The 24015-nt window shown below is 58.9% G+C and carries 26 protein-coding genes, 1 tRNA gene and 1 riboswitch; of the genes, 7 read left to right on the top strand and 20 right to left on the bottom strand.

Annotation, left to right across the window (positions count from 1 at the left end; translation table 11 throughout):
- Positions 1 to 22 precede the first annotated feature (22 nt).
- From ACED88_RS00555 to solA, 11 genes are all read right to left on the bottom strand, one after another.
- Positions 23 to 1318 carry a M20 metallopeptidase family protein gene (locus ACED88_RS00555; protein WP_449108435.1) on the bottom strand — a complete coding sequence of 432 codons (1296 nt, stop codon included), beginning with the start codon at positions 1316 to 1318 and terminating at the stop codon, positions 23 to 25.
- Between the two features lie 216 nt (positions 1319 to 1534).
- Positions 1535 to 1607, bottom strand: a tRNA-Asn gene (locus ACED88_RS00550).
- 96 nt (positions 1608 to 1703) lie between these two features.
- On the bottom strand, positions 1704 to 3608 hold the full coding sequence (gene dnaG, locus ACED88_RS00545) for a DNA primase (protein WP_449108434.1): 1905 nt from the start codon (positions 3606 to 3608) through the stop codon (positions 1704 to 1706).
- A gap of 70 nt (positions 3609 to 3678) precedes the next feature.
- On the bottom strand, positions 3679 to 3882 hold the full coding sequence (locus tag ACED88_RS00540) for a hypothetical protein (protein ID WP_237197309.1): 204 nt from the start codon (positions 3880 to 3882) through the stop codon (positions 3679 to 3681).
- 25 nt (positions 3883 to 3907) lie between these two features.
- Positions 3908 to 5245, bottom strand: coding sequence for a deoxyguanosinetriphosphate triphosphohydrolase (locus tag ACED88_RS00535; protein WP_449108433.1), 1338 nt, complete (start codon positions 5243 to 5245; stop codon positions 3908 to 3910).
- 48 nt (positions 5246 to 5293) lie between these two features.
- Positions 5294 to 5854, bottom strand: coding sequence for a GNAT family N-acetyltransferase (locus tag ACED88_RS00530; protein ID WP_449108339.1), 561 nt, complete (start codon positions 5852 to 5854; stop codon positions 5294 to 5296).
- 289 nt (positions 5855 to 6143) lie between these two features.
- Positions 6144 to 6371, bottom strand: a complete 228-nt coding sequence (locus ACED88_RS00525) for a sulfurtransferase TusA family protein (RefSeq protein ID WP_237197321.1) — start codon at positions 6369 to 6371, stop codon at positions 6144 to 6146.
- 9 nt (positions 6372 to 6380) lie between these two features.
- Entirely contained in the window at positions 6381 to 7400 is a 1020-nt protein-coding gene (locus ACED88_RS00520) for a YeeE/YedE family protein (protein ID WP_237197324.1), read from the bottom strand.
- 231 nt (positions 7401 to 7631) lie between these two features.
- The gene (locus tag ACED88_RS00515) at positions 7632 to 7994 is read right to left on the bottom strand and encodes a DUF6176 family protein (RefSeq protein ID WP_449108432.1); all 363 of its coding nucleotides are present in this window, start codon (positions 7992 to 7994) and stop codon (positions 7632 to 7634) included.
- A 36-nt stretch (positions 7995 to 8030) separates the two neighbouring features.
- On the bottom strand, positions 8031 to 9377 hold the full coding sequence (locus ACED88_RS00510) for a sodium/glutamate symporter (protein WP_237197327.1): 1347 nt from the start codon (positions 9375 to 9377) through the stop codon (positions 8031 to 8033).
- A 72-nt stretch (positions 9378 to 9449) separates the two neighbouring features.
- Complete coding sequence (solA, locus tag ACED88_RS00505) at positions 9450 to 10580, bottom strand: N-methyl-L-tryptophan oxidase (RefSeq protein ID WP_449108431.1); 1131 nt, start codon at positions 10578 to 10580, stop codon at positions 9450 to 9452.
- Between the two features lie 177 nt (positions 10581 to 10757).
- Between solA and ACED88_RS00500 the strand changes: the two genes are divergently transcribed.
- The gene (locus ACED88_RS00500; protein ID WP_449108430.1) at positions 10758 to 11177 is read left to right on the top strand and encodes a hypothetical protein; all 420 of its coding nucleotides are present in this window, start codon (positions 10758 to 10760) and stop codon (positions 11175 to 11177) included.
- A gap of 22 nt (positions 11178 to 11199) precedes the next feature.
- Here the strand turns inward: ACED88_RS00500 and dusB are convergent, their stop codons facing one another.
- The 3 genes from dusB to ACED88_RS00485 form a co-directional block, all read right to left on the bottom strand.
- Complete coding sequence (gene dusB / locus ACED88_RS00495) at positions 11200 to 12396, bottom strand: tRNA dihydrouridine synthase DusB (protein ID WP_449108429.1); 1197 nt, start codon at positions 12394 to 12396, stop codon at positions 11200 to 11202.
- A 152-nt stretch (positions 12397 to 12548) separates the two neighbouring features.
- On the bottom strand, positions 12549 to 13433 hold the full coding sequence (locus ACED88_RS00490; RefSeq protein ID WP_449108428.1) for an SDR family oxidoreductase: 885 nt from the start codon (positions 13431 to 13433) through the stop codon (positions 12549 to 12551).
- Between the two features lie 102 nt (positions 13434 to 13535).
- Positions 13536 to 14318 carry a DUF2382 domain-containing protein gene (locus ACED88_RS00485; RefSeq protein WP_449108427.1) on the bottom strand — a complete coding sequence of 261 codons (783 nt, stop codon included), beginning with the start codon at positions 14316 to 14318 and terminating at the stop codon, positions 13536 to 13538.
- 429 nt (positions 14319 to 14747) lie between these two features.
- On the opposite strand from ACED88_RS00485, the gene ACED88_RS00480 reads away from it, so the two are divergent.
- Together ACED88_RS00480 and ACED88_RS00475 are read left to right on the top strand one after the other, a co-directional pair.
- The gene (locus ACED88_RS00480; RefSeq protein ID WP_449108426.1) at positions 14748 to 15287 is read left to right on the top strand and encodes a DUF3887 domain-containing protein; all 540 of its coding nucleotides are present in this window, start codon (positions 14748 to 14750) and stop codon (positions 15285 to 15287) included.
- Positions 15259 to 15642 (top strand): hypothetical protein, encoded by a 384-nt coding sequence (locus ACED88_RS00475; protein ID WP_449108425.1) that lies wholly within the window; start codon positions 15259 to 15261, stop codon positions 15640 to 15642. The genes ACED88_RS00480 and ACED88_RS00475 overlap by 29 nt, the downstream gene beginning before the upstream one ends.
- Positions 15643 to 15647: 5 nt before the next feature.
- On the opposite strand, the gene ACED88_RS00470 is transcribed toward ACED88_RS00475, so the two are convergent.
- Positions 15648 to 15989, bottom strand: a complete 342-nt coding sequence (locus ACED88_RS00470) for an MGMT family protein (protein ID WP_449108424.1) — start codon at positions 15987 to 15989, stop codon at positions 15648 to 15650.
- Between the two features lie 6 nt (positions 15990 to 15995).
- Positions 15996 to 16970, bottom strand: a complete 975-nt coding sequence (locus tag ACED88_RS00465; protein WP_449108423.1) for a GNAT family N-acetyltransferase — start codon at positions 16968 to 16970, stop codon at positions 15996 to 15998.
- 196 nt (positions 16971 to 17166) lie between these two features.
- On the opposite strand from ACED88_RS00465, the gene ACED88_RS00460 reads away from it, so the two are divergent.
- Positions 17167 to 17787, top strand: coding sequence for a GNAT family N-acetyltransferase (locus ACED88_RS00460; RefSeq protein ID WP_449108422.1), 621 nt, complete (start codon positions 17167 to 17169; stop codon positions 17785 to 17787).
- Positions 17788 to 18009: 222 nt separating this feature from the next.
- Here ACED88_RS00460 and ACED88_RS00455 read toward each other — a convergent pair whose 3' ends face one another.
- Positions 18010 to 19392, bottom strand: a complete 1383-nt coding sequence (locus ACED88_RS00455; RefSeq protein WP_449108421.1) for a glycine--tRNA ligase — start codon at positions 19390 to 19392, stop codon at positions 18010 to 18012.
- 138 nt (positions 19393 to 19530) lie between these two features.
- On the opposite strand from ACED88_RS00455, the gene ACED88_RS00450 reads away from it, so the two are divergent.
- Genes ACED88_RS00450 through ACED88_RS00440 form a run of 3 tightly spaced genes read left to right on the top strand, consistent with a single transcriptional unit; the run spans position 19531 to position 20347 of the window.
- A complete protein-coding gene (locus ACED88_RS00450) occupies positions 19531 to 19749 on the top strand; it encodes an RNA-binding S4 domain-containing protein (RefSeq protein WP_449108420.1) in 219 nt (72 codons plus the stop codon).
- Positions 19750 to 19788: 39 nt separating this feature from the next.
- Positions 19789 to 20022 carry a ribbon-helix-helix domain-containing protein gene (locus tag ACED88_RS00445; protein ID WP_449108419.1) on the top strand — a complete coding sequence of 78 codons (234 nt, stop codon included), beginning with the start codon at positions 19789 to 19791 and terminating at the stop codon, positions 20020 to 20022.
- A 10-nt stretch (positions 20023 to 20032) separates the two neighbouring features.
- Positions 20033 to 20347 (top strand): type II toxin-antitoxin system PemK/MazF family toxin, encoded by a 315-nt coding sequence (locus tag ACED88_RS00440; protein WP_272878324.1) that lies wholly within the window; start codon positions 20033 to 20035, stop codon positions 20345 to 20347.
- 27 nt (positions 20348 to 20374) lie between these two features.
- Here ACED88_RS00440 and ACED88_RS00435 read toward each other — a convergent pair whose 3' ends face one another.
- The 3 genes from ACED88_RS00435 to ACED88_RS00425 are packed head-to-tail and all read right to left on the bottom strand — an operon-like array spanning position 20375 to position 23680.
- Entirely contained in the window at positions 20375 to 21061 is a 687-nt protein-coding gene (locus tag ACED88_RS00435) for an alpha/beta hydrolase (RefSeq protein WP_449108418.1), read from the bottom strand.
- A 31-nt stretch (positions 21062 to 21092) separates the two neighbouring features.
- The gene (metX, locus tag ACED88_RS00430; RefSeq protein WP_449108417.1) at positions 21093 to 22319 is read right to left on the bottom strand and encodes a homoserine O-acetyltransferase MetX; all 1227 of its coding nucleotides are present in this window, start codon (positions 22317 to 22319) and stop codon (positions 21093 to 21095) included.
- A gap of 14 nt (positions 22320 to 22333) precedes the next feature.
- Positions 22334 to 23680, bottom strand: a complete 1347-nt coding sequence (locus ACED88_RS00425; protein WP_237206727.1) for an O-acetylhomoserine aminocarboxypropyltransferase/cysteine synthase family protein — start codon at positions 23678 to 23680, stop codon at positions 22334 to 22336.
- A gap of 121 nt (positions 23681 to 23801) precedes the next feature.
- Positions 23802 to 23919: riboswitch (SAM riboswitch) on the bottom strand.
- Positions 23920 to 24015 lie beyond the last annotated feature (96 nt).

Raw genomic sequence — 24015 nt, 5'->3', positions numbered from 1 at the left:
TTTGTGATGCGATTATTGGCTCTTAGTCTTGCGCTACTTCGAGATGGGCCAGTGCAACCGCAAGATGCATTCGGACGCCCGTGATGAGGGCTTCATCATTAGCGTAGAAACGCGGTGAGTGATTGGGAGCAAAACCGCGCCCGCCATCAACAGGTTCTGGCATAGCGCCCGAGCCGAACTTCACGTCCTGCACACCGAGCAGGGCATACATACCGGTGTACCGGTTAATGAACTCAGAGACGTCGTCGTACCCCAGTGACGCTGGCGCTGCAAAGACCTGATCCGGGTCTGCTGCTGCGCTTTCCAAAGCAGGGCGCAAGACTTCGACCGTTTCAGGCGCGTTAACCACAGCCGGAATTTGCTGCAAGAACTCAACTGTAGCTGTACAGTCATAGGCTTCTGCAATGTGGGTAGCTGTACGGGAAATCTTAGTGTTGACGGTGTCCATCAGTCCGTCTTTTAGACAGCGCACGGTGCCCCAGAGGGTTACTTTTTCGCCGATGATGTTGAAACGCCCCTGATCTTCAACATGTCCAATGGAAATAGTAAACGCGTCTTTAGCATCTATCTGGCGGTAGATTTGCCCCATGGCGCTGATGATGTCCGCAGCCGCTGGCATCGGATCTCGTCCCGCCCACGGCGATGAACCGTGCACCTGCTCACCGCACACAGTTATCTTGACCATTTCAGATGAAGCGTGCTGCACACCCGAGGCCCATCCCACATAGCCACTTGGTGCAGGAATCACATGCATACCAAAGGCCAGAGTTGGCTGGGGGTCAAGTGAGTCAAAGGCCGCATCAGTTAGCATGTAGGCAGCGCCGCCCTCTTCTTCCACCGGGGCACCCTCTTCAGCTGGCTGGAATACGAAGTAGATTGTTCCGGCGAGTTCCTCTCGGTGCTCTGCGAAGGTACGCGCTGCACCCAAAAGCATGGCGACGTGGCAGTCGTGACCACAGGCGTGGGCAACGGGAAAAGGGCCACCGGGGTAGTTTTCATCTACTTCTTCAGAGGCATAGGGCAGGCCGGTTTCTTCTTTGACAGGCAGGCCGTCCATGTCCGCCCGTAAGAGAACAGCCTTTTCTGAGTGGGTACTTCCTCGCAGGGTAGCGATGATTCCGGTTCCGCCGATGTTTTGCTGTATGTCAGTATCTGCGAAGCCCATATCTTTGAGGCATTCAACGATGTAGGCCGCTGTTTTTGTCTCGCGGTTTGAAAGTTCGGGGTGCTGGTGAAGGTGGTGACGCCAGGTGATGACGTCTTTCTCGTTTCGAGCGGCGGTGGCGTAGAGGTCGTTTAGAAGTTGCTGGTCAGACATTTCCTATTCCTTCATCTATGAACTATGTAACAGTTCACATACTACGCCTCTTCGCGCGAAGCCACCACCCTTAGTCGACACAAGACAAGGCTTTAAGTAAATGTGGCACCGATCCCCAGATGTGGCAGTGGCGCCGCAACATTTGGGGGCCAGTGCCACAGGTGGAGAGCGTAAGCATACAAAAAAGCCCGGCCATAAGACCGGGCTGTTTATTTGCTCCCCCGACTGGACTCGAACCAGTAACCCTTCGATTAACAGTCGAATGCTCTGCCAATTGAGCTACGGGGGAATGTTGTTTGCTTTGTTTCCATCGCTGCAACGAGTAATAACTTTACACGGGGTTTTCACCCCGTGCAAATCAAGATGGGGTTAACTACATCACATCTTAGTCTTGGCCTTGCATTTTGCTGCGGCGGCGGAGTTCGAGGGTGAGGAGTTGCTGTTGGATCTCCCGGTAGGCCTCGGCGTTGTCCTGGGGCGATAGGCGCTGGAGCTGCATGAGGAGGTCCGATTTTTGTCGGGTGATTTCTTGTTCGAAGAGGCGGTTGAGTATGTCGCGGGAGTAACGGTTGAGCTGGTCGTCGGTGCGGGCGGGGATGGGGGCGACGGTGAGTTCTGCGATGAGGGTGTGGACGGGTTCGGGGGCGTGGGCGCGAACGGTATTGACCCAGGTGGCTCCGGGCTCAGGAGCGATGGTGGAGGCTGCCCCGATGATGCCCTGGGCGATGCCGCTGTGGGCCCGGTAGCGGTAGTGCACGGTGGCTAGTTCCTGCCACTGTTCGAGGGAGAGGTACTGGGGGTATTGCAGCACAATTTCGAGTGCTTCACGCTCGGTGCGGGCTGCGGGGTCGCGTAGGTCAGGCAGCTCGTAGGGGTCTTCTACGGGGGCGGGGGCTTCTTCTGCTGCGATTCGGGCGGCGCGTTCTGCTTCTGCGGCTTCGGCTCGCTGGCTGGCGGACGCCTGCGGGTTAGCTGCCGCTGCGCTGACAGCTCGCTGCACTTCGGCGGCGTCTAGCCCTAACTGCCCGGATACTTGCCGTACGTAGGCTGGCCGCAGGGCGGCGTCCTTGATTCCGGCGATGATGGGGGCGATGGCGCGCATGCCGCGCACGCGCCCTTCGAGGGTGCCGAGGTCGTAGTTGGCGAGGGTGGCGTCGATGGCGAATTCGAAGAGCGGACGCCGGGAGGCGATGAGGGAGCGTACGGCAGCGTCCCCGCGGGCTAGGCGCAGGTCGCAGGGGTCCATGCCGTCTTTGGCGACGGCGACAAAGGTTTGGGCGACGAAGCGCTGGTCTTCTGAGAAGGCAGCGAGGGCGGCTTTTTGGCCGGCGGCGTCGCCGTCGAAGGTGAAGATGACTTCGCCGCCGGTGCCGTCGTCGGAGATGAGGCGGCGCACGATTTTGATGTGGTCGGTGCCGAAGGCGGTGCCGCAGGTGGCGACGGCGGTGTCGATGCCGGCCAGCTGGGCTGCCATGACGTCGGTGTAGCCCTCGACGACCACAATCTGCTTCTTCTTGGCGATAGGGCGTTTGGCCAGGTCAAGCCCGTAGAGAACCTGTGATTTTTTGTAGAGGGCGGTCTCGGGGGTGTTGAGGTATTTGGGCCCCTGGTCGTCATCGAAGAGGCGGCGAGCGCCGAAGCCGATGGTTTCGCCGGTGATGTTGCGGATGGGCCAGATGATACGCCCGCGGAAGCGGTCGTAGAGGCCCCGCTGCCCCTCTGAGAACATGCCGGTTTCGCGGAGTTCCTCGGTGGTGAAGCCCTTGTTCATGAGGTATTTAAGCAGGTTATCCCAGCCGCGCGGGGCAAAGCCTACCCCGAATTTTTGGGTGGCTGCGGGGTCGAAGCCGCGGGCGCCGAGAAACTTTTGGGCCTCAACGGCGGCAGGGGTGTAGAGGTTTTTTTGGAAGAACTCCGCTGCAATCTTGTGGGCATCGAGGAGGCGCTGGCGGCGTCCTACTTCTTCGCGGCTCATACCGCTACCCTGCTCGTAGTGCAGTTCGTAGCCGATACGGGCGGCGAGTTTTTCGACGGTTTCGGTGAAGGAGGTGTGGTCCATTTCCATGAGGAAGCTGATCACATCGCCCGATTCGCCGCAGCCGAAGCAGTGGTAGGTACCCATCTGGGGGCGCACGTGGAAGCTCGGGGTGCGTTCATCGTGGAAGGGGCACAGGCCCTTGAAAGAGCCGATACCGGCGGATTTGAGGGTTACGTACCCTTCGATGATTTCGCGGATGTCGGTGCGGGAGCGCACCTCGTCAATGTCTTCTCGTTTGATTAAGCCTGCCACGGGTTCAATTCTAGTCGGGGGCGTCAAGCCGGGGACTCGGGAGTTTTATGCCTTGTGGGCACCAACATGTTTAGCTGTAGAGATCGTCATCGAGTGGCCCCGGGCGGGTACGCCCCAGCCCGAAGGATTCCGGTGAGAGCGCAATTAACAGGGTTACGATGAAGGAGCCTACACCCACAATCCACAGGCCGGTCAGCGACCCGGCGAGCAAGCCGATGAGCAGGCTCGCCAGCGCCGCCATAAAGATCTGTTTGAAGGATTTCTTGTATCTCATGTGTCACGTCCTTAGCAGTGTGTATCTACCACAGCGGTTTATCGCCAACCGCCCAGTGGGTTCCTGTGATTCGCTTGAAGAGGGCGACCGCGGATCGATCGGTCAGGCAGGCGACCTGGTCAATCACCAGTCTCAGGCGGGCAGTATCGTCATTGCGCCCCAGCTCCTGCAGGTCGGCGGCAAAGACCGGGTCGAGATAGTTGGGGTTATCAAAGAGGGCGTGCACCAGGAATTCAAGGATCTCCTGCTGGTTCCCCTCGGTTGTTTGAGCGGCTGCCGCATCGCGGGGAGCCATCACAAAAGCCGTGGCGATACCCTTGAGCACGGCGATTTCGTGCTCAGTTTCTTCGGGTACCACCAGCTGGGCCTGGTAGCGGGTGAGCGGTTCGTCCCCGTAGACGTCGCGGGTTGCCAGCATGGCGCTGGCAGCAAAACGCCCAATGAGTTTAGAGGTAAGGGCCTTGAACGCCGCCATGGACGAGCGGGTCCCCGTCATGTTCGGCACCCAACGGTTGAGGTTCTCTAAGCGGGTTAGGGCTTTGTCGAGGGTGGCGTCCTCAACCCCGGGCAGGTACCAGAGCCGGGTTTTGTCGAAAACCTGCTGGCGGGCGTCCGCCTTTTTCAGGTCATCGAGCTGCACGTGCCCACCGAAGACGGCGTCCTCAACGTCGTGCACGGAGTAGGAGATATCGTCAGCGAGGTCCATGACCTGGGCTTCCAGGCATTTTTGGGTGGGGGCAGCCCCGGCTTCAGCGGCCCCGGCGCGGAGCCATTCGAAGACGGGCAGATCATCGGTGTAGATGCCAAATTTGCGGTTGGGCTTGCCGTCGGTTCGGGCGGGGGCGTTGGTGCGGGTCCAGGGGTACTTGCAGGTTGCGTCCAAGGACGCCCGGGTCAGGTTCAGCCCGGCAGAACCGCCGTCGTGCCTAATCACCTTGGGTTCAAGGCGGGTGAGCAGGCGCAGGGTCTGGGCGTTGCCCTCAAAACCACCGGCGTCCGCCGCTAGCCGGTCGAGGGCGGTTTCACCGTTGTGCCCAAAGGGCGGGTGGCCGAGGTCGTGGGAGAGGCAGGCGGTATCGACCACGTCGGGGTCGCAGCCCAGCATACGCCCCAACTCGCGGCCAATCTGGGCAACTTCCAGGGAGTGGGTCAGGCGGGTACGCACGAAGTCGTCGGTATCGGGGTCAACCACCTGGGTTTTAGCGCCGAGACGGCGCAGAGCCGCAGAATGCAACACGCGGGCGCGGTCGCGTTCAAAGGGCGAGCGGTAGACAAACTTGTGGTGTTCGGGAACCCAGCGTTCAGCGTCCGCTGCGCTATAGCCGGGAGTGGGGGCCTGTTCTGGGGTGAAGGTGCTGCTCATGAATCTCGTCTTTTCTCTACCGGTTCAATCTAGGCCTGGGATTCCAGTTTAGAGGTCATCGCCCTGGTCGAGGCCGTATTCTGCGGGCCAGGTGACCTCGCCTGAGATAGGCGGGTAGTCGGGGGTGAGGTTAACGAGTTGCAGGGCTTCTGCCAGGGCATTTGGCTCAACACCCTCGATGACTGCGCGTACCCCGTGGCGGGCTGCCGGCTCGAACCCAAAACGGCTGTAGTAGGCGGGCTCACCGAGCACCAGCAGGCTGGTGGGTGCATTGCTGACCTGGGCGGACGCCGCCGCACGGGCTAGAGCTTCACCTGCCAGGGCGGTGCCCGCTCCCCTGCCCTGGTAATCGGGGTGGACGGCCAGGGGCGCGAGCGCATAGGCAGGCCAGGACCCCACCCAGCAGCGGCTGATGAGAATGTAGCCGATAAGAGCACCGGTGACGGTGTCGCGGGCTGTGAGGGAGATTCCCGGTTCCCAGGCGTTGGGGTTGCCGCGCAGGGCATCGACCAGGTCGGCCTCGTAGCTGGTCTCAAAGGCAGCCAGGAGCAGGTCACGAATTTCTGCGGTATCGGCCGGGGTTTCAGGGCTCAGGGTGTGGGTGTGCATGTTTTAAGTCTAGAGGGTGCACCCAGCTCAGTGGGGCGGACGCCGCCCCCCGCTCTTCCTGCCCAGAGGCAGGGAAGCGGGGTGCAGCGTCCGCCCGCCCTTACCCTTCACAAACTCAGTGGCCACGAGAATCGCGCAGGGCCCACGAGCGTCGTGGGCCCTGCGCGATTCTGGTAAGCACTGTTTACTGGGGCAGCGGCTTCATGGATGCCAGGACGCGGTCAGGCAGCATTTGCACGCGCGGCGACAGATACCTATGATGAAGTTGATCAGAACTGAATAAGCTCAGTTATGCCTTGATGACCGTGATACTCCACTCAGCAGGGCCACGTTTAACAAAGTCTTTCGTTCCGTAACCGTTCTCAGCTGCCCACCTCGGAATTGCTTCAGTGCCCTGGGTGCAGTCAAAGTTAATAACCAGTTCGTCGCCGGAGCTAAGCTCAGCCATGGCTGCTTTGGCTTCTTGGACGGGAAAAGGGCAAATCAGACCATCTGTTTCGAGAATTCGCTGTGCCATGATGTCTCCTTAGGCTTTGATAAGTTGAAAGCGATTGACGATAAAGATTTTTGAAGCAAGGCCAGCACCCAGCAGCATAGCTACAAAGGCTACCCATCCCTGCCACGAGAACATAGACGTTTCAACCAGGCCGTTACCGATCGTGCAACCTCCAGCCCATGCGGCGCCCCACCCCATCAAGGCACCGCCGAGAATTGATTTCACGATAATGTCAGCACTAGGTACACGAATTTTAAATTCTCCACTTGCCTTAGCTGCAATGAAAGACCCTAGGAGAATCCCTAAAACAAGGAAAAGGCCCCAGTCAACATAATCGGTGTCACCCGTTGTCAGGAAAGCTGTGAGGTTAGCGCTAGGGCCGGTGATGCCAAGACCCCATTGACGCCCAGTTGCCCAACTCAAAGGCCAGGCAATAAGAGCGATGAGGCCGATGATAGCGCCTGTGATGTAAGGGTTCCAGGCTTTTTCAAAGAGGATGTGAGCTAAACCGGTCTTTTCGGCAGGCAGGGTAGCGACGGGCAGTTTAGGCCGAGTGAGGTTACGGTAGACCCAGATTCCGGTGATAAGAACCAAGATACCAACGAGAACCCAGGGAGAAACGCCAAGACTCTGGTAAATCGTTGCATTCTCAGTCACGCCCCAGGACTGCACGGTTTTTGTGCTTTGTCCTAGCGGCCCGAACTTGAAAATAGCGGCAAAGAGAGCATAGAAGATGAGGGCAAACCAAGACCCTACCAGGCCTTCACCAGCGCGATAGTAGGTACCCGTCGCGCATCCCCCGGCAAGGAGCATACCGATTCCAAAGATAAATCCACCCACCACAGTAGCGAAAGGAGCAAAGGCGCTAGCTACGGTTTCGGTAGGCAGGTAGCCCGTGCTGTTAAAAAGAGCTAGTCCTATAGCTTGGACGCTAATAGCTACGAAAAGGGCTCCAAGCCACCAGGTATTTTTAGCAACCCAAACATCACGGAAAGCACCGGTGACGCAGAACCGACCGCGCTGAAGCACAAAACCTAGGGCGGCACCCACAAAGAGACCTGAAATAAGCATGTGCTCCATGCTAGGTGCAGACATTAGCACCGGTAAATATAACGTTCATCTGGGGAAACCTAAGGAAACAGTTCGCAATACCGGTTTGATTCTCTCATCCATCGGCAGTAAGAGTGACCATGCTCTTCAACGCCCAACATATTACCGCCCACCAGAATCGCGCAGGGCCCACGCCGCTCGTGGGCCCTGCGCGATTCTGGTATGCGCTGTTTACTGGGACAGCGGCTTCATAGATGCCAGGACGCGGTCAGGCAGCATGTGCACGCGCGGCGACAGATCTTGGGGCGGGTACGTAGGATCGATACATTCACGCCAGTACTCGACGTGTTTTTCGTCCAACCAGTGCTCAGACTCAGTAACCTTCTGTTCTAAGCCGGCCTCCCCACGCACCGAATACCAGTACAGGTAATCGGTTCCATCGATTGTTTCAGCAAAGATTGTCTCAACATACATGTGCTCAGGCTCTAGTGTTTCCTTGACAGCCTCCATGTTCTGATTGAGGAAAAGCATCCACTCATCGACCTTATGTCGCTTGCCTGGTTTTACCCGAAATCGGGTCAGTTCAATCTGCATACCATGATTCTATCCAGGGTCTTCTTAGCTCCAGGGCTATCTCTTCATCCGCGAGTGCGCGTTATGCCCGCCCCTCGCCAATATAAAGAGCGCAACAATGGCAACCACTGTGACTAGCCCCCAGATTCCAGCAACAGTCCATGAAGCACCAGCAACGACTAAAGCAGGAATAAAAGTAACTGCCAGAATCTCATTCTGATTAAAAATCGAGAGCAAGGCGTAATCTTCAAGCGTGCGGGACTTAAGTTTCGGGTCAACAATGCGCAGTAGGGCAATGCCCTGTGCTAAGGCTCCTGTAGCCCAGCCCCACGTGAAAATTTGCTTCTCGAACCAGCCCTGATCAAGAACACGAGGAGCCAGCACCAACCCAAGAACCAGCAAAAGAACAAGACCCACGGCAAATAGAATAGTTAGCTGCACCCAGTAATCTGCTACTAAGCCAGGCTTAATAGAAGCAATACCGAAAACGATCAATACATCGGTAGCAGTGCCAGAAATAGACTGCATAGTGGTTCGATCAACGAAATGGCCCAGCTTGAGCTTATCTATACTCAGGCGAACGATGAGTCCCAAGATAAAAGCCAAGCTAAAAACAGGAATCGAAACTGATGGGAAAAACCCTTTAAGATACTGCTGAGCCATATAGCCAATCGCGGTAATAGCAGCAATAACACCCAAATGAAAGCCTAGGGTATCGATTGAAGAACTAGAAAATACGTGAGTACCGATAGAGGGCCGCTTAGCTTTCTGAGGAAGAATGCCTGTTCGAATTTCCTCAGGTAACTCTTTAAGGCCTGCAAACTCTTCAACATAACCTTTTTTAGCGCCATACTTAGCGATAATTACGCCGCCTAAAATCCCAATGAGTAGACCGACCGTTGCTGAGGTATAAGCTAATGACTGTATCTCCTCTTGTCCGGCCTGAGTAAAAACATCTCCTACTGCAGCTGCCGTGCCAAATCCACCAGCCCATCCCGAGAATAGAACCACTCCAAATGCTTCTGGGGTATCAAACAGAGGCCCCAGCAGTAAAAGAGTTAATAAAATACCTACAACAACTTGGGCGGAATAGAGCAGGACTGTGTAACTCAAGAACTGTCCCAAAGGGCGTCCTAGCTTATTGAGACTCAGGTCTGTTCCTAACGCGATACAAGCAAAGACGGCAGCAATAAGTACCGAGCCGTATGAGCCAATCGCACTTGAAAACGGTAACCAGTTAGCCCCGGCTGGCCCCAAAGCTAGCCCTAAAAATCCCGCAATAACGGGAGCCGGAATCATCAGTTCTTGAATAAATTTAATGCGAGCTCGCAGTACGGTGCTAACCGTGAGCAGCAGCCCGATAATACCCAGGTCAATGACCAGAGCCCAGGGAGTAAAGTCCACGGGAATCGCTCCTTTGCGTGTGGGGTGCGCTGTTTACTGTAGATGTGGTTCAAGTTGTATTGCCGAGAAAACCTATGCCGAGGGTTCAAAGAAACGACTTAGGTTGAAGTTCTGTAATGAAAAAGCTGGTTCTTGGTCCTCAACTAAATCTGCGATGGCACGGCCGAGAGCCGGGGTTAATTTGAAGCCATGCCCAGAAAAAGCTGTAGCTACTATAATCCGCCCCGAAAGACGATCGATAATCGGCCTATGATCTTGAGAAAATAGATCCATGTGCATAGAGTGGCGGGCGGGTCCGTCTGTGACCCCTTTCAGATACCGAGCAACTAATTGCGCAGGTTCTCGTAAAGCTGGGCCAGATGCTCGAGGTGGAAGCTCCCGCGGGGTAGGCACCTCAGAACGGTTGCCAACGTTACCTACCTTTACGGTCATCCCATCGAGACAAGGGAAACCGTAGAGATGGGACCCATTTGATTCTCTAATAAAGCCAGGAAAAGAGCTGGGAGCATAGTCCGTAACACCATTAGTGATGTACCATCCCAAGCTAATGGGAACAATCGACACGTACGGGTCTAGTTCTGGTACAAGGGTCTTAGACCATACTCCTGTACAGACGATGAGATGGTCAGCCTTATAGGTATCTCGGACAGTGCGCACCTTAACTCCGCGGGCAGTTTCTTCGAAGCCTACAACTTCTTCGTGTGTATGCAGCTCCGCACCAGCCGCTTTCGCTTCTTGTTGCATTTGGTGCACGATAGCGTCTGAATACAGCACCCCGCCTTGCTTATCGAGAATGCCAATTTCATCTGTGATATCAGCGTGTTGGGGGTAGCGGCGCCTCAGTTCTTCTGCATCGTATGCTTCGAAATCAATATGAAAGTTGTTGATAGAGTCTTGAACACCAATCAGCCCTGCACCATTGGGATGTCCGATTGTAAGAGCCCCTGTTTGGTGAAAAAGTTTTGCGGGATGACGCGTATCTAGGTCGATGAAGTAGTTACGTGAATATTTGAGAAGCGGCACATATTCAGCTCCCTCGTGGTAGGCCATACGAAAAAGTCGAGATTCGCCAGAGTATCCTCCGCGGTCATGCACCGGGGCGTACTGTTCAATTCCAAGCACTGAATGCCCACGAGCAGCTAGCTCCCCTGCAAGATACGAACCAATCGCTCCAAGACCCACGATAACCACTGAATACTTCATGTGCCACAGGTTACACGCTTGGCTTCTGTTAATAAATTTCCCCACACTTATATTTCGCAAAATCAGTGTCCACAAGAATCGTGCAGCGCCCACGCCACTCATGGGCCCTGCGCGATTCTGATAAGCACTCACGTAACCTGTGTTTTTAGAACCTACCGGGCGGTACAGTCATGTTCTATGAGTGAGAAGTATGTGCCCAGCTACGGCGACCTGGAGCGCTTTCGGTACGAGAGGCTTATTCGCACCAAGTCCAGGGCCTACCAGATGGCTTGCTGGCAGGGTTACCTGGGTACCCACGAGTTCTTTCTGGGCAATACTCTCAAAGGCTGGGCCACGCTCCTTCTCACTATGGCGGCCGCTAGCCTACTCGTCTACGAGTGGATACTCGGGCTTCTCCTACTGATTCTTGTTATCTGCCTCAATATCACGGCGGTACGGGCAATCGCCGCCTCAGACCCAGCCAGCGACATTTACGGTGAAGAGTGCGGAGCTGTCTTTCACAGCCTCCATATGATGAGCCTCTTCTCCATCATGTGGGACATGAACCTGTGGAAAGGTAAAACTCCCACCGACCCTCCACCGCCCGACATGGATTAGCCGGGCCCGGCCGTCCGCTCCCCTAGCCGCCGCTGATATCCAGCTCGGCGTCCACCAGGCCCAGGCGCTCTGCGTCCCCCAGGACGCGGGAATTCAGCCAACCATCGGGCAGGTGGGGCTTCTTGGGGTTGCCAGCACGTCCGCGAGGGCCCTCAACGGCGGCACCGGGGTAGCCGATGGAGTGGTCCAGCTCGGCCAGGTACTCGCGGAAGGCCTCGAGGGTGGGCACGGTCGACATCTTGGCGCGCAGCTTACCGCCCACCGGGTAGCCGTGGAAGTACCAGGCCACGTGCTTGCGGATCTCGCGCAGGCCGCGGGTCTCATCCCCAAAAGTCTCAACCAGCAATTCCGCGTGGCGATAAATCATATCCGCCACCTCAGAAACAGAGGGGCGGTGGCGCTCTTCCGAGCCCTCAAAAGCGTTCTGAAGGTCGCCAAAGAGCCAGGGGCGACCCTGGCAACCGCGGCCGACCACAATGCCGTCCACCCCTGTCTGCTCAACCATGGCGATGGCGTCCTCGGCTGAGAAAATATCGCCGTTGCCCAGAATTGGCACGTCGGGGATAGCTTCGCGCAGGCTGGCAATGGAGTCCCAGTCAGCCTTACCCGAGTAGTGCTGGGCGGCGGTGCGGCCGTGCAGGGCGATAGCTGCAACCCCGGCGTCGCGGGCAATTTTGGCTGATTCCAGGTAGGTCAGATGGTCCTCATCTATGCCCTTGCGCATCTTGATGGTCAGGGGTACGTCCCCGCGAGAAGCCTCGCGCACGGCGGTCTGGACGATGGCAGTAAAGAGGTCGGTCTTCCAGGGCAGGGCTGAGCCGCCGCCCAACTTAGTCACCTTGGGCACGGGGCAACCGAAGTTCAGGTCAATATGGTCGGCGCGGTCTTCTTCGACCACCATGCGGATTGCCTTACCCACGTTGACGGCGTCCACCCCGTAAATCTGGATGGAGCGGATTTTTTCGTCGCCATCATGGTCAATAATGCGCAGGGACTCGGGATTACGCTCCACCAGGGACCGCGCGGTGACCATCTCGGTCACGTACAGCCCGCCACCGTAGTCGCGGCAGAGCCGGCGGAAGGCCTTGTTAGTAACGCCAGCCATGGGTGCCAGCACCACCGGGGTGTCAATGGTGTGCTTGCCCAATCGCAGGGGAGGCAATTTTAGTTGCTTGGCACGGGCCGGGGTCTGGCCGGTCTCTAAAGTCTCTTCTGTCATAACCTTCCAATTCTGGCACAAACCCCGCGAGGGCGCTGTTAGCTAGAGCAAAGAGAAGGACGCCCTCCCCACCTGATTGCCGCTGCGCCAGCTGGTAGCTGGGCAAGTGCAGGGTGGGGCGGACGCCCGCCAGGGTACTAGGCTATGAGTGCTTAGGGGGTGGGGCGCCCACCGGTGAGGCCCAGGGTCTCGCCTGAGACGTAGCTAGCTTCGTCTGAGGCCAGGAATACGTAGGCACCGGCAATTTCAGCAGGCTGACCGGCACGCCCCAGGGGTGTGTCTTGCCCGAATTGGGTGAGCTTTTCCTGGGGCTGACCGTGACTGGGCTGCAACGGAGTCCAGAAGGGGCCGGGTGCTACCGAGTTCACACGGATACCGCGCGGCGTTAGCGCCTGGGCTAGACCCTTGCTGAAATTGTTCTGGGCTGCCTTGGTCAGGGCATAGTCCAGCAGGGTTTCGCTGGGCTCGTAGGCCTGAATTGAGGAAGTGAAGATGATGGAGGAACCTGCCTGAAGGTGCGGTAGTGCAGCCTTGGTGACCCGGTAGGACGAGTAGACGTTAGCTTTCATGGTGGCATCGAAGTCTTCGTCTGAGAGGTCTTCGAGCTTTTCGTGCCACACCTGACGGCTGGCGTTATTGACGAGAATATCGAGCCCACCGAAGGCTTCAACGGTTTTTTCAACAATCAGCTGGCACTGCTCTAGTTCCCGTAGGTCACCGGGTAGAGCCAGGGCTTGTACTCCAGCTTTTTCGATTTGTTCAATGATGGTGCGCGCATCGGGTTCTTCTTCGGGAAGGTAGGCAATGGCAACGTCAGCACCCTCGCGGGCGTAGGCGATGGCGACGGCAGCTCCCAGACCCGAGTCACCGCCGGTGATGAGGGCACGGCGGCCCTTGAGGCGCCCTGTCCCCCGGTAGCTGTCGATGCCGAGGTCGGCTTTGGGGGTCATTTCAGCGTCAAGACCAGGTTCGGGCTGGGTCTGTTCGGGTGGTGCGATGACGGGGTATTTACTGCGGGGATCTACGAGATGAGTCATTGTTCTTCCGTGAGTTGTGAGGGTAAACAGACGGCCCCGGGTGGTTCATTCCCGGGGCCCTTCATGAGGCTGTGGTTCAGCGCTAGAGGCTTAGAGCGAGGCTTACTTGTTGTCGCCTTCTACAACGATTTCTTCCTTGCGGACGTCTGCTGAGACGCGCTCAGTGTCGGTGCGTACTTCCTTGCCAACTGAGACGCGCTCGGTGGCTACGGTTTCGGTGGAGACAACGGGGCGCTCTTCGTGGGCGGTGACAGTAACGTCTGCCTGTGCCTCGGCGGAGTCGAAGTCGTAGTTTTCTACAACTTCGCCGTCCTTGAGGTTGGTGCGCTCAACAACAATTTCTTCCTTGCGGACGGGCACCTCGACGGTTTCATTTTCGGTGCGGACGACCTTGCGCAGGCGGACCTGGCCGGTCTGGGTTGCGCTGGTGGCGGTGCCAACGTTCAGGCGCTCTTCGTGGGCAACGACGTCGCCGTTCTCGGCAGTTGCGGTGGCCTGAGCTGCGTGGGCGTCGGCGGCAGGACGCTCGGTGTTAGCTACACCGGCAGTTGCGGTGCCAGCGGTTGCGGTGCCTGCGGTGAGTGAGTAGTACTCGTAGAGGCGCTGCTCTTCAGCGGGTGAAAGTTCGCCGTCTTCTGCGATGTTGGGGGCGCCCTTGACGAATTCCTTGGTGTAGGGAACGTGGATTTCTTCGCCTGCGTAGCGGGCCTTGTCCACGGGGATGAAGGATTCGTTGGTGCCGAAGAAACCGGTGTTGACGGTAACGAAGGTGGGTTCACCGGTCTGGGCGTCGAGGTAGAGCTCGCCTACCTTGCCAATCTTTTCACCGTCGGTGCCGAATACGGTGCTGTTGCGCAGGGTTTCGATGGTTTCGTTGGTAGCCATGAGCTATTGCCTTTCTTTGCGACTCTCAGTACGAGGTGTTGCGCCAGCCGAGCTCTCCCGATGAGTGCTATCAGTAGGCTGAGCAACTGGTAATAACCTTACATACTTTCAGCAGGCTGAGCAACTACTAAGCGAACTTTTTAAGAAAAAAGACAAAATTTCACCCTGAGGTGAAAAATAGAGCATGACTGGGCATGCCAACCAATGACATGCCTAGTCATGTCATTTTTGACAGATGACGCAAGAAAGTAACAGGGGTTAGTTTTAAAGTAAACATTTTCCACATACGCGCCCTCAGCATAGGCAGCACCTCAAGCCCAATCGGTGAATCGTCAAAACCTCTTGACAGGCACCCAAGAACAATCACATACTTGTGATACGTCAAGATTGCTTGACGCACCTAAGAAAGCGTCTAAGAAAGGAGGCCCCGTGCAGTCCAACGACCCGCGCATTACCGCCGTCCGCGCCGCTAACGAGCAGGTTAGCCAGGCTACCCGTGCGCTTGAGGACGCTGTGCAGGCGGCTCGCGCAGGCGGCGCGACCTGGCAACTTATCGGCTCGGCGATTGGCGTGACCAAGCAGGCTGCCGCCCAGCGCTTTTCAGAGACTGTCTACAACGCCCGGTCTCTCTCACAGATTCAGGTGGAGCTGGAGCAGATTACCGAAGCCCTCTTTGCTGCCCTGGCTCACAGTGACATCGAGCATGTACACAGCCACATGACCTACACAACCGCCCGGTTGCTGTCTAAACGCAAGATTCTGAAAACCTGGCAGCAGGTACTTGAGGCATGTGGCCCCTTTATTGAGGTGAAAAAAACCGTGGTAGAGCAGTCAGGCTCCGGCTTTGTACTCACCTACCGGCTGCGCCACGAAAATGGTGAGCCGGTCGGCCAACTCTCTTTCAACTCAGCCCGCAAAGTAACAGGATTGGTGATCTTCAATGACGATTCAGCAGAACTCCCCTGGTAACAGCATCTATGCGCCCCTCATCATGGTGGGACTGTGGGGCCTACACGGTTTTATCACCTGGTACCTCAGCCGAGAACTAGCTATAACCTTGTGGGCGATTGGCCTAGTGGGGGTTGGTACGGTGCTCACTCAGTGGTTCCTGCGCCCCAAGGGAAGCCGCACGATGGTATGGAGACCGGGACTCTTTGCCGGGACGCTTACTATTACCTGGATCGTCTGGGCAATTCTCAATATCTTTTGGGATATGCAAGCCCAGAACGCTGCAATCTGGCCGTTGCTCGGGTACATCGGTTCAAGCAGTAGTGCACGGGAGGCTTCAGCTCAGAGGCGCAAAGCCCGCGACATCGGCGTTTAGCTCCTCTAAGCCTGCCCCTCCCCCAGCTCAACGAGGCGAGGGGCAGAAAGGTGGGCGAGGGCGTCCGCGCCGATACGGGCAGCGCCCAGAGCGACCCGGCCGTCCACTCGTAGCGGGGTGCCCTCGTCCTGCCAGTAGGGGCGAGCCTGCTCCAGGTGCCCCGGGATTTCCCCGCGGGCGTTGCAGATGCGCCACCAGGGCACGTTCGACCCCCAGAGTGCGAGAGTGCGCCCCACCAGCCGGGGAGATTCGCCGGCGACCGCACCGACATCACCGTAGGTAGCAACCCGCCCGGCGGGCACGCACTCGGCCACCCGTAAGATTCTCTCTACGCGTGTATCGTCCACGGGCCTTTAACCGTCAACCAGTACCAGAGACTCGCTGGTCACGGTGGCAGCACCCATCTTCACCAACTGGTCGATCAGCACAGCCAAATCGTCCATGGAATCATCGACCTCGATCTGCACGGCGTAGGAGCCGGTCAGTACCGAGAGCAGCTGCATGATAGCCTCGCGGGCGCCGGGGTGGCCCACCCGGTAACCGATGGTAATTTCGGTGGCATCATCTTCAGAGACGGGCATCTGGCCGGCGTCTACCTCGATAGGGCGGTAGCTCACGGCAAAAGCGATGATGTCGCCCTTCTTGCCGTTCGCCTGGGCACGAAGTACATCATCGCGCAGCACCACAGCGCCCAGGGCCTCGGCCTCGTCTGAGAGGAAGAGGCGGTTGACGCGGCCGATGGGCAGGTCGGCAGGCTCGTCCCAGGTGTGTACGGCCCGGTAGAACTCCCAGAAACGCTGGGTCAGTTCGACAGACCCGGTGGCCAGGTCCTCGATGGCCTGGGTGATGCGTTCAGATTCGTCCTGGCGTAAGGGTACGGACGGCACTGCCCCGGCTTCAATGCGCACCATGCGCGAGCGCTGGGAGACCGTGAAACCGCGAGCAGAGGCAAAGTCAAGGCCGGTGGACGCCGGTTCCACCTTGGCGCGCAGAGCTACGGTGCCACTGGGGGCTGAGGCGGCGGCGTCCTTTAGGGCCTGTAGGAGCAGGCTGCCGAGGCCTGCGCGGCGGTGTTCGGGGGCTACTTCGATGTAGGACCAGAGGCGGTTGGGGTGCAGGTCGGTCTCGTAGACGGTGCCTGCAGCCACGGGCACGCCCTGGTGCTCTGCGACGAGGGTGCGGGAGAATCGGGTGTCGGAGTCGGGCCCGAAGGACGAGCGGAAGGCGGCTACCTGCCGGTTTTCGGCATCGTGCCAGTATTCGAGCAGGGCTAGGGTGTCGCCCTCTCGCCAGGGGCGTAGGGTGTAGGTGTTCTCGGCGGTGCTCACGGTGGTGCCTTTCGGGTAGCCGGTGGGGTGTACCCATCTACTTTAGCGCCCCTGCCTAAGCTGCGGACGTCCGCGGGGTGAAAAGCGCGCACGCTGAGCGTGAACCGGCAGAGCGGCACCTTGATTTCACCGACCTGTTACCAGCTAGACTTTAAGGGCTTAAAGTTTATTTGACTCTATTGTTTAGCGTGGTGTTATGACTTCTCCCCTTGCCCACAAGCCCACCCTCGTCGGCTCCCGCGTTGAGCTGCGCCCCTTCGACGCCGATGCCATTGACGCCATGATCGGTATTCTGCAGGAACCCGACGTTCTGATTAAGACCGGCACCGTTCACTCCCGCTCAACAGAGACCCACCCCTTCAACGAGACTAAGACCCGCGAGTGGTACTCCCGCCGCAACGAGAAGAAGAACCGCCTCGATTTAGCGGTGTACGCGCTGGACCAGCAGAAGTACGTGGGCGAGGTTGCCTTCAACGAGTACGACCCCGATAACGGCTCGGTCAACTACCGTATCGCGATTGGGCAGGCTGGCCAGAATAAGGGCTACGGCACCGAGGCTACTAAGCTCATGGTTGATTACGCCTTTGAGAAGCTCGATTTGCACCGTATTGAGCTTGAGGTGCTGGATTTCAACGAGCGGGCCAAGCACGTGTACACCTCCTGCGGGTTTGTGCCCGAAGGACGCCGCCGCGAGGCTTTCCTGATTGACGGCGAGTACCACGATGCGGTCATCAAGTCGGTCCTGCGCAGTGACTGGGAGGCCGCGCGCTCAGTCGCGGGCCACCTGACGCTGGATTTGAAGCGGGTAGAAATCTAGAAGATATTGTTCTTCTGAGGCACCAATGTGCTCCTTCATAGACGAAAGCCGCTCCTCCCACTTTGGGGAGGGGCGGCTTTTGTGCACCTTCTCTAGGCGTTACAGACGCGTCTTAAGCCAGCTGGCTCGGGGCTGGCGTGAATTGGGGTGAGCGCCCCAGCGCGAGCCCCAAGAGGGTCAGCAGGCGAACGCACGTCCGTCCTTTTATGTACCTACAGGTACTTACTTGGTCAGCTTAGCTGCCAGGTAGGCGGTGACCTGGTCGAGTGAGACGCGTTCCTGGGTCATAGTGTCGCGTTCGCGGATGGTGACTGCCTGGTCTTCGAGGGTGTCGAAGTCGACGGTGATGCAGAAGGGGGTGCCGATTTCGTCCTGGCGGCGGTAGCGGCGGCCGATGGCGCCGGCATCGTCGTAGTCGATGTTCCAGTTACGGCGGAGTTCGTCGGCCAGGTTCTTGGCGGTGGGGACGAGGTCTTCCTTCTTCGACAGGGGCAGGACGGCTGCCTTGACGGGGGCCAGGCGAGGGTCGAGCTTGAGCACGGTGCGCTTGTCGACGCCGCCCTTGGTGTTGGGGGCTTCGTCTTCGACGTAGGAGTCGACGAGGAAGGCCATCATGGAGCGGGTCAGGCCGAAGGAGGGCTCAATGACGTAGGGTACATAGCGTTCGCCGGTGCCCTGGTCAAAGTATTCGAGCTTGGCGTTGGAGTGTTCGTTGTGCACGCCGAGGTCGTAGTTGGTGCGGTTGGCAACGCCCATGAGTTCGCCCCACTCTGAGCCGGTAAAGCCGAAGCGGTATTCGAGGTCCATGGTGCCGGCTGAGTAGTGGGCGCGGTCGTCTTCGGGCACGTCGAACTTGCGCATGTTGTCGGGGTTGATGCCGAGGTCTACGAACCAGTTCCAGCAGTCTTCAATCCACTGGTCGTAGTACTTAGGGGCGTCGTCGGGGTGCACGAAGTATTCGATTTCCATCTGTTCGAACTCGCGGGTTCGGAAGATGAAGTTGCCGGGGGTGATTTCGTTGCGGAAGGCCTTGCCGATCTGGCCGATGCCGAAGGGCGGACGCTTGCGGGCGGCGGTGACGACGTTGTTGAAGTTGACGAAGATGCCCTGGGCGGTTTCGGGGCGCATGTAGTGCAGGCCCTCTTCGTTGTCGACGGGGCCCAGGTAGGTCTTCATGAGGCCGGAGAAGTTCTGGGGTTCGGTCCACTGGCCCTTGGTGCCGCACTTGGGGCAGACGATGTCATCCATGCCGTTTTCGGGGGCGCGGCCCTTCTTGGCTTCGAAGGCTTCGATCAGGTGGTCCTGGCGGTGGCGGGAGTGGCAGGAGAGGCATTCGACGAGGGGGTCGGTGAAGGTGGCTACGTGGCCTGATGCTTCCCAGACTGCCTTGGGCAGGATGATGGAGGAGTCGAGGCCGACCATGTCTTCGCGACCGCGCACGAAGGTCTGCCACCACTGCTGGCGGATGTTTTCTTTGAGTTCGGCACCGAGCGGGCCGTAGTCCCATGCTGAGCGGGAACCTCCGTAGATTTCACCTGCCTGGAAGACGAATCCGCGGCGCTTGGCCAGTGAAATAACGCTGTCGAGTTTGGACTTCGGTGCCATGTGTTGGTGTCTCCTATGAGCCTGCGCCACCGGTTGTGGCGTGCTTGGATGTTAAAGATAGGTGGGCCGGGTGGCGCACACGTCTTTAAGCCTACCGCACCTGGGTGTCTGGGTGCGGGCGCGGGTAGAGTGGTGGGTATGAGTATTGAGTCTGTTTTTATTCGTGATGATATGATTCGCCTGGGCCAGTTTTTGAAGCTGGCTAACCTGGTGGAGAACGGGGTGCATGCCCGTGAGGTGATTCAGGACGGCCTGGTGAAGGTGAACGGTGAGATTTGCGAGCAGCGCGGCCGTCAGCTGCATGCTGGCGATACCGTTGAGCTGAACGGCGTGACCGTGCAGGTGGAGGTTGAATAACCTCTAGCCAAGCGAATCCCATATTGGTATTCTCGGGTTATGACAGTTCAGATTGCAGTCCGTTTACCCGATGATTTAGTGGCCTTTCTTGATCATGAGGTGGAGGAAGGCCAGGCTAGAAGCCGCGCTGAGATTGTTGCTGAGGCGCTTGAGTATGAGAGGCGACGCCGGGCGGCTTTAGTTGATGCAGCTATTCTGGCTTCTCTGGGCCCAGAGGATGACCTGGACGAGTTAGTGGACTGGGCCAGCAGCACGCCTTCGTCTCAACAGTAGGCGTTGAATCGTGCGCGAAATTTGTTTAGTCCATCTCGATAAGACAAGGCCAGCGGTCATTTTGACGCGCGAGCCTACGCGGTTTGCGATGACTAAGGTGACCATCGCCCCTATCACCTCAACGATCAAGGGGCTATCGAGCGAGGTCTTACTAGGGCCTGCTAACGGTCTTGACCGTGAGTGCGCTATTTCTGTGGATAACATCCTGACGGTCCGTCAGGACACCCTAGGGCGGACGATTGGTTACCTCACGGAGCCTCAGGAAAAACAGCTCGCCCAGGCAATTATTTTCGCGTTTGATCTGCGGGCTCCCCTAGCCCGTTAAAGGCGAGCCCGCAGTCCTTACACATAATTATTCAGCAAGTACTTTCTCATTGAGGAAGGCTGAGATATGGGTGAGTTCTGCTGCTGCGACCCCGTGCCCGATGTTGGGGTAGGTCTGGGCGATGAGAGCGGTGTGTCCGGCTACCCACTCCTGGGTATAGGCAATTTTGTCGGGGGTGATGATGGGGTCAGCTTCGTCGCGCCCCCAGAAGAGGGGCAGGGGCTCGTCAGCTAGCTGGGCGTCCTTGAAGTAGTTCTCTCCCCCGGCCACAGCGTAGCCGGAGAGCCCTACCACGGCCTTGATGAGATCGGGGCGGGCACGGGCTACCGAGGTGGCAAGAGCCATGCCCTGGGAGAAGCCCAGCAGGGTCACGCTGTCGTAGTCGGCGGCGATGGGTTCGAGCCAGCCCAGCAGATAGTCGACAGCCAGTTCGATGGCGGTAAAGCCCACGGTGTCTAGTTGCTGGTTGAGGGGCCACCACTGGTAGCCCATGGCTGGTCCCTCGATGTAGGCGGAGTCGGCATCAGCTGGTAGCGGGTAGCCGACGGGCTGGGGCGCGCGGACGGACGCGTAGGTCACCTTTTCGCTGGGCAGGTAGGGGGTGAGCCCCAGCAGGTCGCGTTCGTGGGAGCCGTAGCCGTGCAGAAGGACAACCAGGTGGGTACCCCGGCGAAAGGGTTCTGCCTTTGAATATTCAACAGTGTACTGGTTCATAACCCCCAACTTACCACCGGCAGAGCCAGCCTTAGGCTACTGCCCACAGGTGCTTGCGCTCCCGCGGTTTTGCTTCGTCGGCGGCGTCCTGGGTTTCGATGCTGGTGGCGAGGATTCTTTCGAGCTGTTCGTGTTCGATGAGGAAGCCGTCGTGGCCGCAGGGTGAGTGGATGACGGCTGGCTCTACGGGGTTGGGCAGGGAGGCTGCCAGGATGTGGGAGTCGGAGGGGAAGAAGAGGCGGTCGGAGTCGACGTAGGCGATGGTCCAGTTGCAGGTGGTGCGGGCGAGGGCTTTTTCGAGGCCGCCGCGGTCGCGGCCGAGATCATGGGAGAGTAGGGCTTCGTTGATGGCGAGGTAGGAGCCTGCGTCGAAGCGGTTGGTGAGTTTGGTGCCGTGGTGGTCGAGGTAGTTTTCGACCTGGTAGCGGCCGCGGTCTGCGGTGAGGGGGTGCAGGACGTTGTGGCCGTCTTGGGCGTCGCGCCCGAAGCGGAAGTGGAGTTCGGCAGCGGAGCGGTAGGTGGTGTGGGCAATGCGGCGGGCCAGAGCCAGGCCGGTGACGGGACCGGGGCCTGGGTAGTAGTCACCGCCGGCGAAGGCGGGGTCTTGGCGGATCGCCAGGTTTTGCATGTGACCCCAGGCGATTTGTTCGGCGGTGGCGGCGGGGCCGGAGGCGATGACGGCGCAGGAGCGGACGAGCTCGGGGTAGGTGACGGCCCATTCGGCGGCGCGGGCACCGCCGAGGGAGCCGCCGATGACGTGGTGGAGGGAGGTAACGCCGAGCTGGTCGAGCAGGCGTTTTTCGGCGCGGACGCCGTCGCGGATGGTAACGAGGGGGAAGCGGGAGCCCCAGGGTTTTTGTTCGGGGTCGATACTGGCCGGGGCGGGTGAGGCTGGGCCGGTGGTGCCGTAGCAGCCGCCGAGCATGTTGGGTGAGATGACGAAGTATTTGTCGGTGTCGATCACGCGGCCGGGGCCGACGGCGGTGGGCCACCACCCGGCGGCTTCGGCGTAGGCGCGGTCTTGCTCGCTGGCGTCCGCCCCTACTCGCCCTGCCGAGACGTGGGTGTCACCGGTCAGGGCGTGCAGGATCAGAATGGCGTTGTCGCCCGCCTCGTTGAGGGTTCCCCAGGTTTCGTAGCCGATGGTGACGTCGGGCAGCACTGCCCCTGATTCGAGGGTCAGGTCGCCGACTTTGGCGTAGGTGAGGACGCCGTCGGTACGGTTGGGGGTGGTCTCAGCGGGGCGGGCGGTCGTCATTGGGCTACCTTTCCTTAGCGGATGGCGGTGAAGCCGAGTTCGAGGTCGGCGAGGATGTCGTCGATGTGTTCGATACCTACCGAAAGGCGGATGAAGGCGGGGTTGATGCCGATAGCTTCAAGCTCTTCGGTGGTGGACTGGCTGTGGGTGGTGGACGCCGGGTGTACGGCCAGGGAGCGCACGTCACCGATGTTGACCAGCAGGGAGTGCAGGGAGAGGGAGTCCACGAATTTCTGGGCGGTTTCGGCGTCGGCGTCCTTGAGGGTGAAGCCGAGGACGGCGCCAGCACCCTTGGGCAGGTACTTTTGGGCCAGTTCGTAGTAGGGGGAATCGGGCAGGCCGGAGTAGGTGACCGATTCGACCTGGGGGTGGTCTTTGAGGAACTGGGCGACTTTGAGGGCGTTCTCTACGTGGCGTTCTACGCGCAGGGAGAGGGTTTCAAGGCCGATGGCGATGTTGAAGGCGTTGGTCGGTGAGATGGAGGAGCCGAGGTCGCGCAGGAGGGAGACGCGGGCTTTGAGGATGTAGGAGAGGTTGACTCCGAAGGCACCGTCCGCGCCGAGGTCGCGGGCGTAGACCAGGCCGTGGTAGCTTTCGTCGGGCTGGTTGAAGAGGGGGTACTTGTCGGGGTAGGCGCCGTAGTCGAAGTTACCGGAGTCTACGATGACGCCGCCGACCGAGGTGCCGTGGCCGCCCAGGTATTTGGTGGCTGAGTGGATAACCACGTCAGCGCCGTGCTTGATGGGGTTGAGCAGGTAGGGGGTGGCAATGGTGTTATCAACGATGAGGGGCACACCGACCTCGTGGGCTACACCCGAGATAGCCTCGATGTCGAGTACGTCGCCGCGGGGGTTGGGCAGGGTTTCTGCGTAGAAGGCCTTGGTGTTCTCGCGGGCTGCTGCTCGCCAGGACTCGGGGTCAGCAGGATCGTCAACGAAGGTGGTTTCGATACCGAGGTTCTTGAGGGTGTACTTGAGCAGGTTGAAACTGCCGCCGTAAAGGGAGGGGGAGGCAACGATGTGGTCCCCGGCACCGGCGATATTCAGGATTGCGAAGGTGGACGCTGCCTGGCCGCTGGCCAGCAGCAGGGCGCCGACGCCGCCTTCGAGGGCAGCGATACGGTTTTCAACGGCTTCCTGGGTGGGGTTGTTGATGCGGGAGTAGATGGGGCCCAGCTCTGAGAGGGCGAAGCGACCTGCTGCCTGGGCGGAGTCCTTGAAGACAAAGGACGTGGTCTGGTAGATGGGTAGGGCACGGGCGCCGGTTGCCGCGTCGGGTTCCTGGCCTGCGTGAATCTGCTGGGTTTCGAACTTCCAGCCGGTGGGATTGGAGGGGGTGGGAACGGTGTTCTCGGTGGTCATGCGGTTACTCCTAGGGAGGTCGTTGTTTCAGTGTTCAGTTGAAACGGGCCGCATGCCGTATCTTCCGCCCGGGTAAGGAGGAAAAGAATCTGATGCCCTCGCAGAAGATAGAGGCACATCGGTCCCGCGCTTGCGTACCTGGTTCTCGGTGGGTACGCCCGGTCATCACCCAGGGCACCCCACCGCGAGTGGAGGGTTGCCGACCAGCTAGCTGGGGCTTAGCGCTGGTTCTCTTGACCTGTCTCTAGTCTGGCTGGCTCACCCGGGGACCGTCAAGAAAGGGCTCTAAAGTTTCAGCATGTGTCCTTGTATTGCGTACGTTACGTTCTATGAGC

This window comes from Rothia sp. 11273D007AR, from assembly GCF_053547255.1.
This window is presented reverse-complemented; position numbering and strand designations above follow the sequence as displayed.

Bases quoted from the DNA above. Each gene is read 5' to 3' on its own strand.
- ACED88_RS00555 (WP_449108435.1), bottom strand. From the start codon at position 1,318: ATGTCTGACCAGCAACTTCTAAACGACCTCTACGCCACCGCCGCTCGA.
- ACED88_RS00540 (WP_237197309.1), bottom strand. From the start codon at position 3,882: ATGAGATACAAGAAATCCTTCAAACAGATCTTTATGGCGGCGCTGGCG.
- ACED88_RS00535 (WP_449108433.1), bottom strand. From the start codon at position 5,245: ATGAGCAGCACCTTCACCCCAGAACAGGCCCCCACTCCCGGCTATAGC.
- ACED88_RS00530 (WP_449108339.1), bottom strand. From the start codon at position 5,854: ATGCACACCCACACCCTGAGCCCTGAAACCCCGGCCGATACCGCAGAA.
- ACED88_RS00525 (WP_237197321.1), bottom strand. From the start codon at position 6,371: ATGGCACAGCGAATTCTCGAAACAGATGGTCTGATTTGCCCTTTTCCC.
- ACED88_RS00515 (WP_449108432.1), bottom strand. From the start codon at position 7,994: ATGCAGATTGAACTGACCCGATTTCGGGTAAAACCAGGCAAGCGACAT.
- solA (WP_449108431.1), bottom strand. From the start codon at position 10,580: ATGAAGTATTCAGTGGTTATCGTGGGTCTTGGAGCGATTGGTTCGTAT.
- ACED88_RS00500 (WP_449108430.1), top strand. From the start codon at position 10,758: ATGAGTGAGAAGTATGTGCCCAGCTACGGCGACCTGGAGCGCTTTCGG.
- dusB (WP_449108429.1), bottom strand. From the start codon at position 12,396: ATGACAGAAGAGACTTTAGAGACCGGCCAGACCCCGGCCCGTGCCAAG.
- ACED88_RS00490 (WP_449108428.1), bottom strand. From the start codon at position 13,433: ATGACTCATCTCGTAGATCCCCGCAGTAAATACCCCGTCATCGCACCA.
- ACED88_RS00485 (WP_449108427.1), bottom strand. From the start codon at position 14,318: ATGGCTACCAACGAAACCATCGAAACCCTGCGCAACAGCACCGTATTC.
- ACED88_RS00475 (WP_449108425.1), top strand. From the start codon at position 15,259: ATGACGATTCAGCAGAACTCCCCTGGTAACAGCATCTATGCGCCCCTC.
- ACED88_RS00460 (WP_449108422.1), top strand. From the start codon at position 17,167: ATGACTTCTCCCCTTGCCCACAAGCCCACCCTCGTCGGCTCCCGCGTT.
- ACED88_RS00455 (WP_449108421.1), bottom strand. From the start codon at position 19,392: ATGGCACCGAAGTCCAAACTCGACAGCGTTATTTCACTGGCCAAGCGC.
- ACED88_RS00450 (WP_449108420.1), top strand. From the start codon at position 19,531: ATGAGTATTGAGTCTGTTTTTATTCGTGATGATATGATTCGCCTGGGC.
- ACED88_RS00445 (WP_449108419.1), top strand. From the start codon at position 19,789: ATGACAGTTCAGATTGCAGTCCGTTTACCCGATGATTTAGTGGCCTTT.
- ACED88_RS00435 (WP_449108418.1), bottom strand. From the start codon at position 21,061: ATGAACCAGTACACTGTTGAATATTCAAAGGCAGAACCCTTTCGCCGG.
- metX (WP_449108417.1), bottom strand. From the start codon at position 22,319: ATGACGACCGCCCGCCCCGCTGAGACCACCCCCAACCGTACCGACGGC.
- ACED88_RS00425 (WP_237206727.1), bottom strand. From the start codon at position 23,680: ATGACCACCGAGAACACCGTTCCCACCCCCTCCAATCCCACCGGCTGG.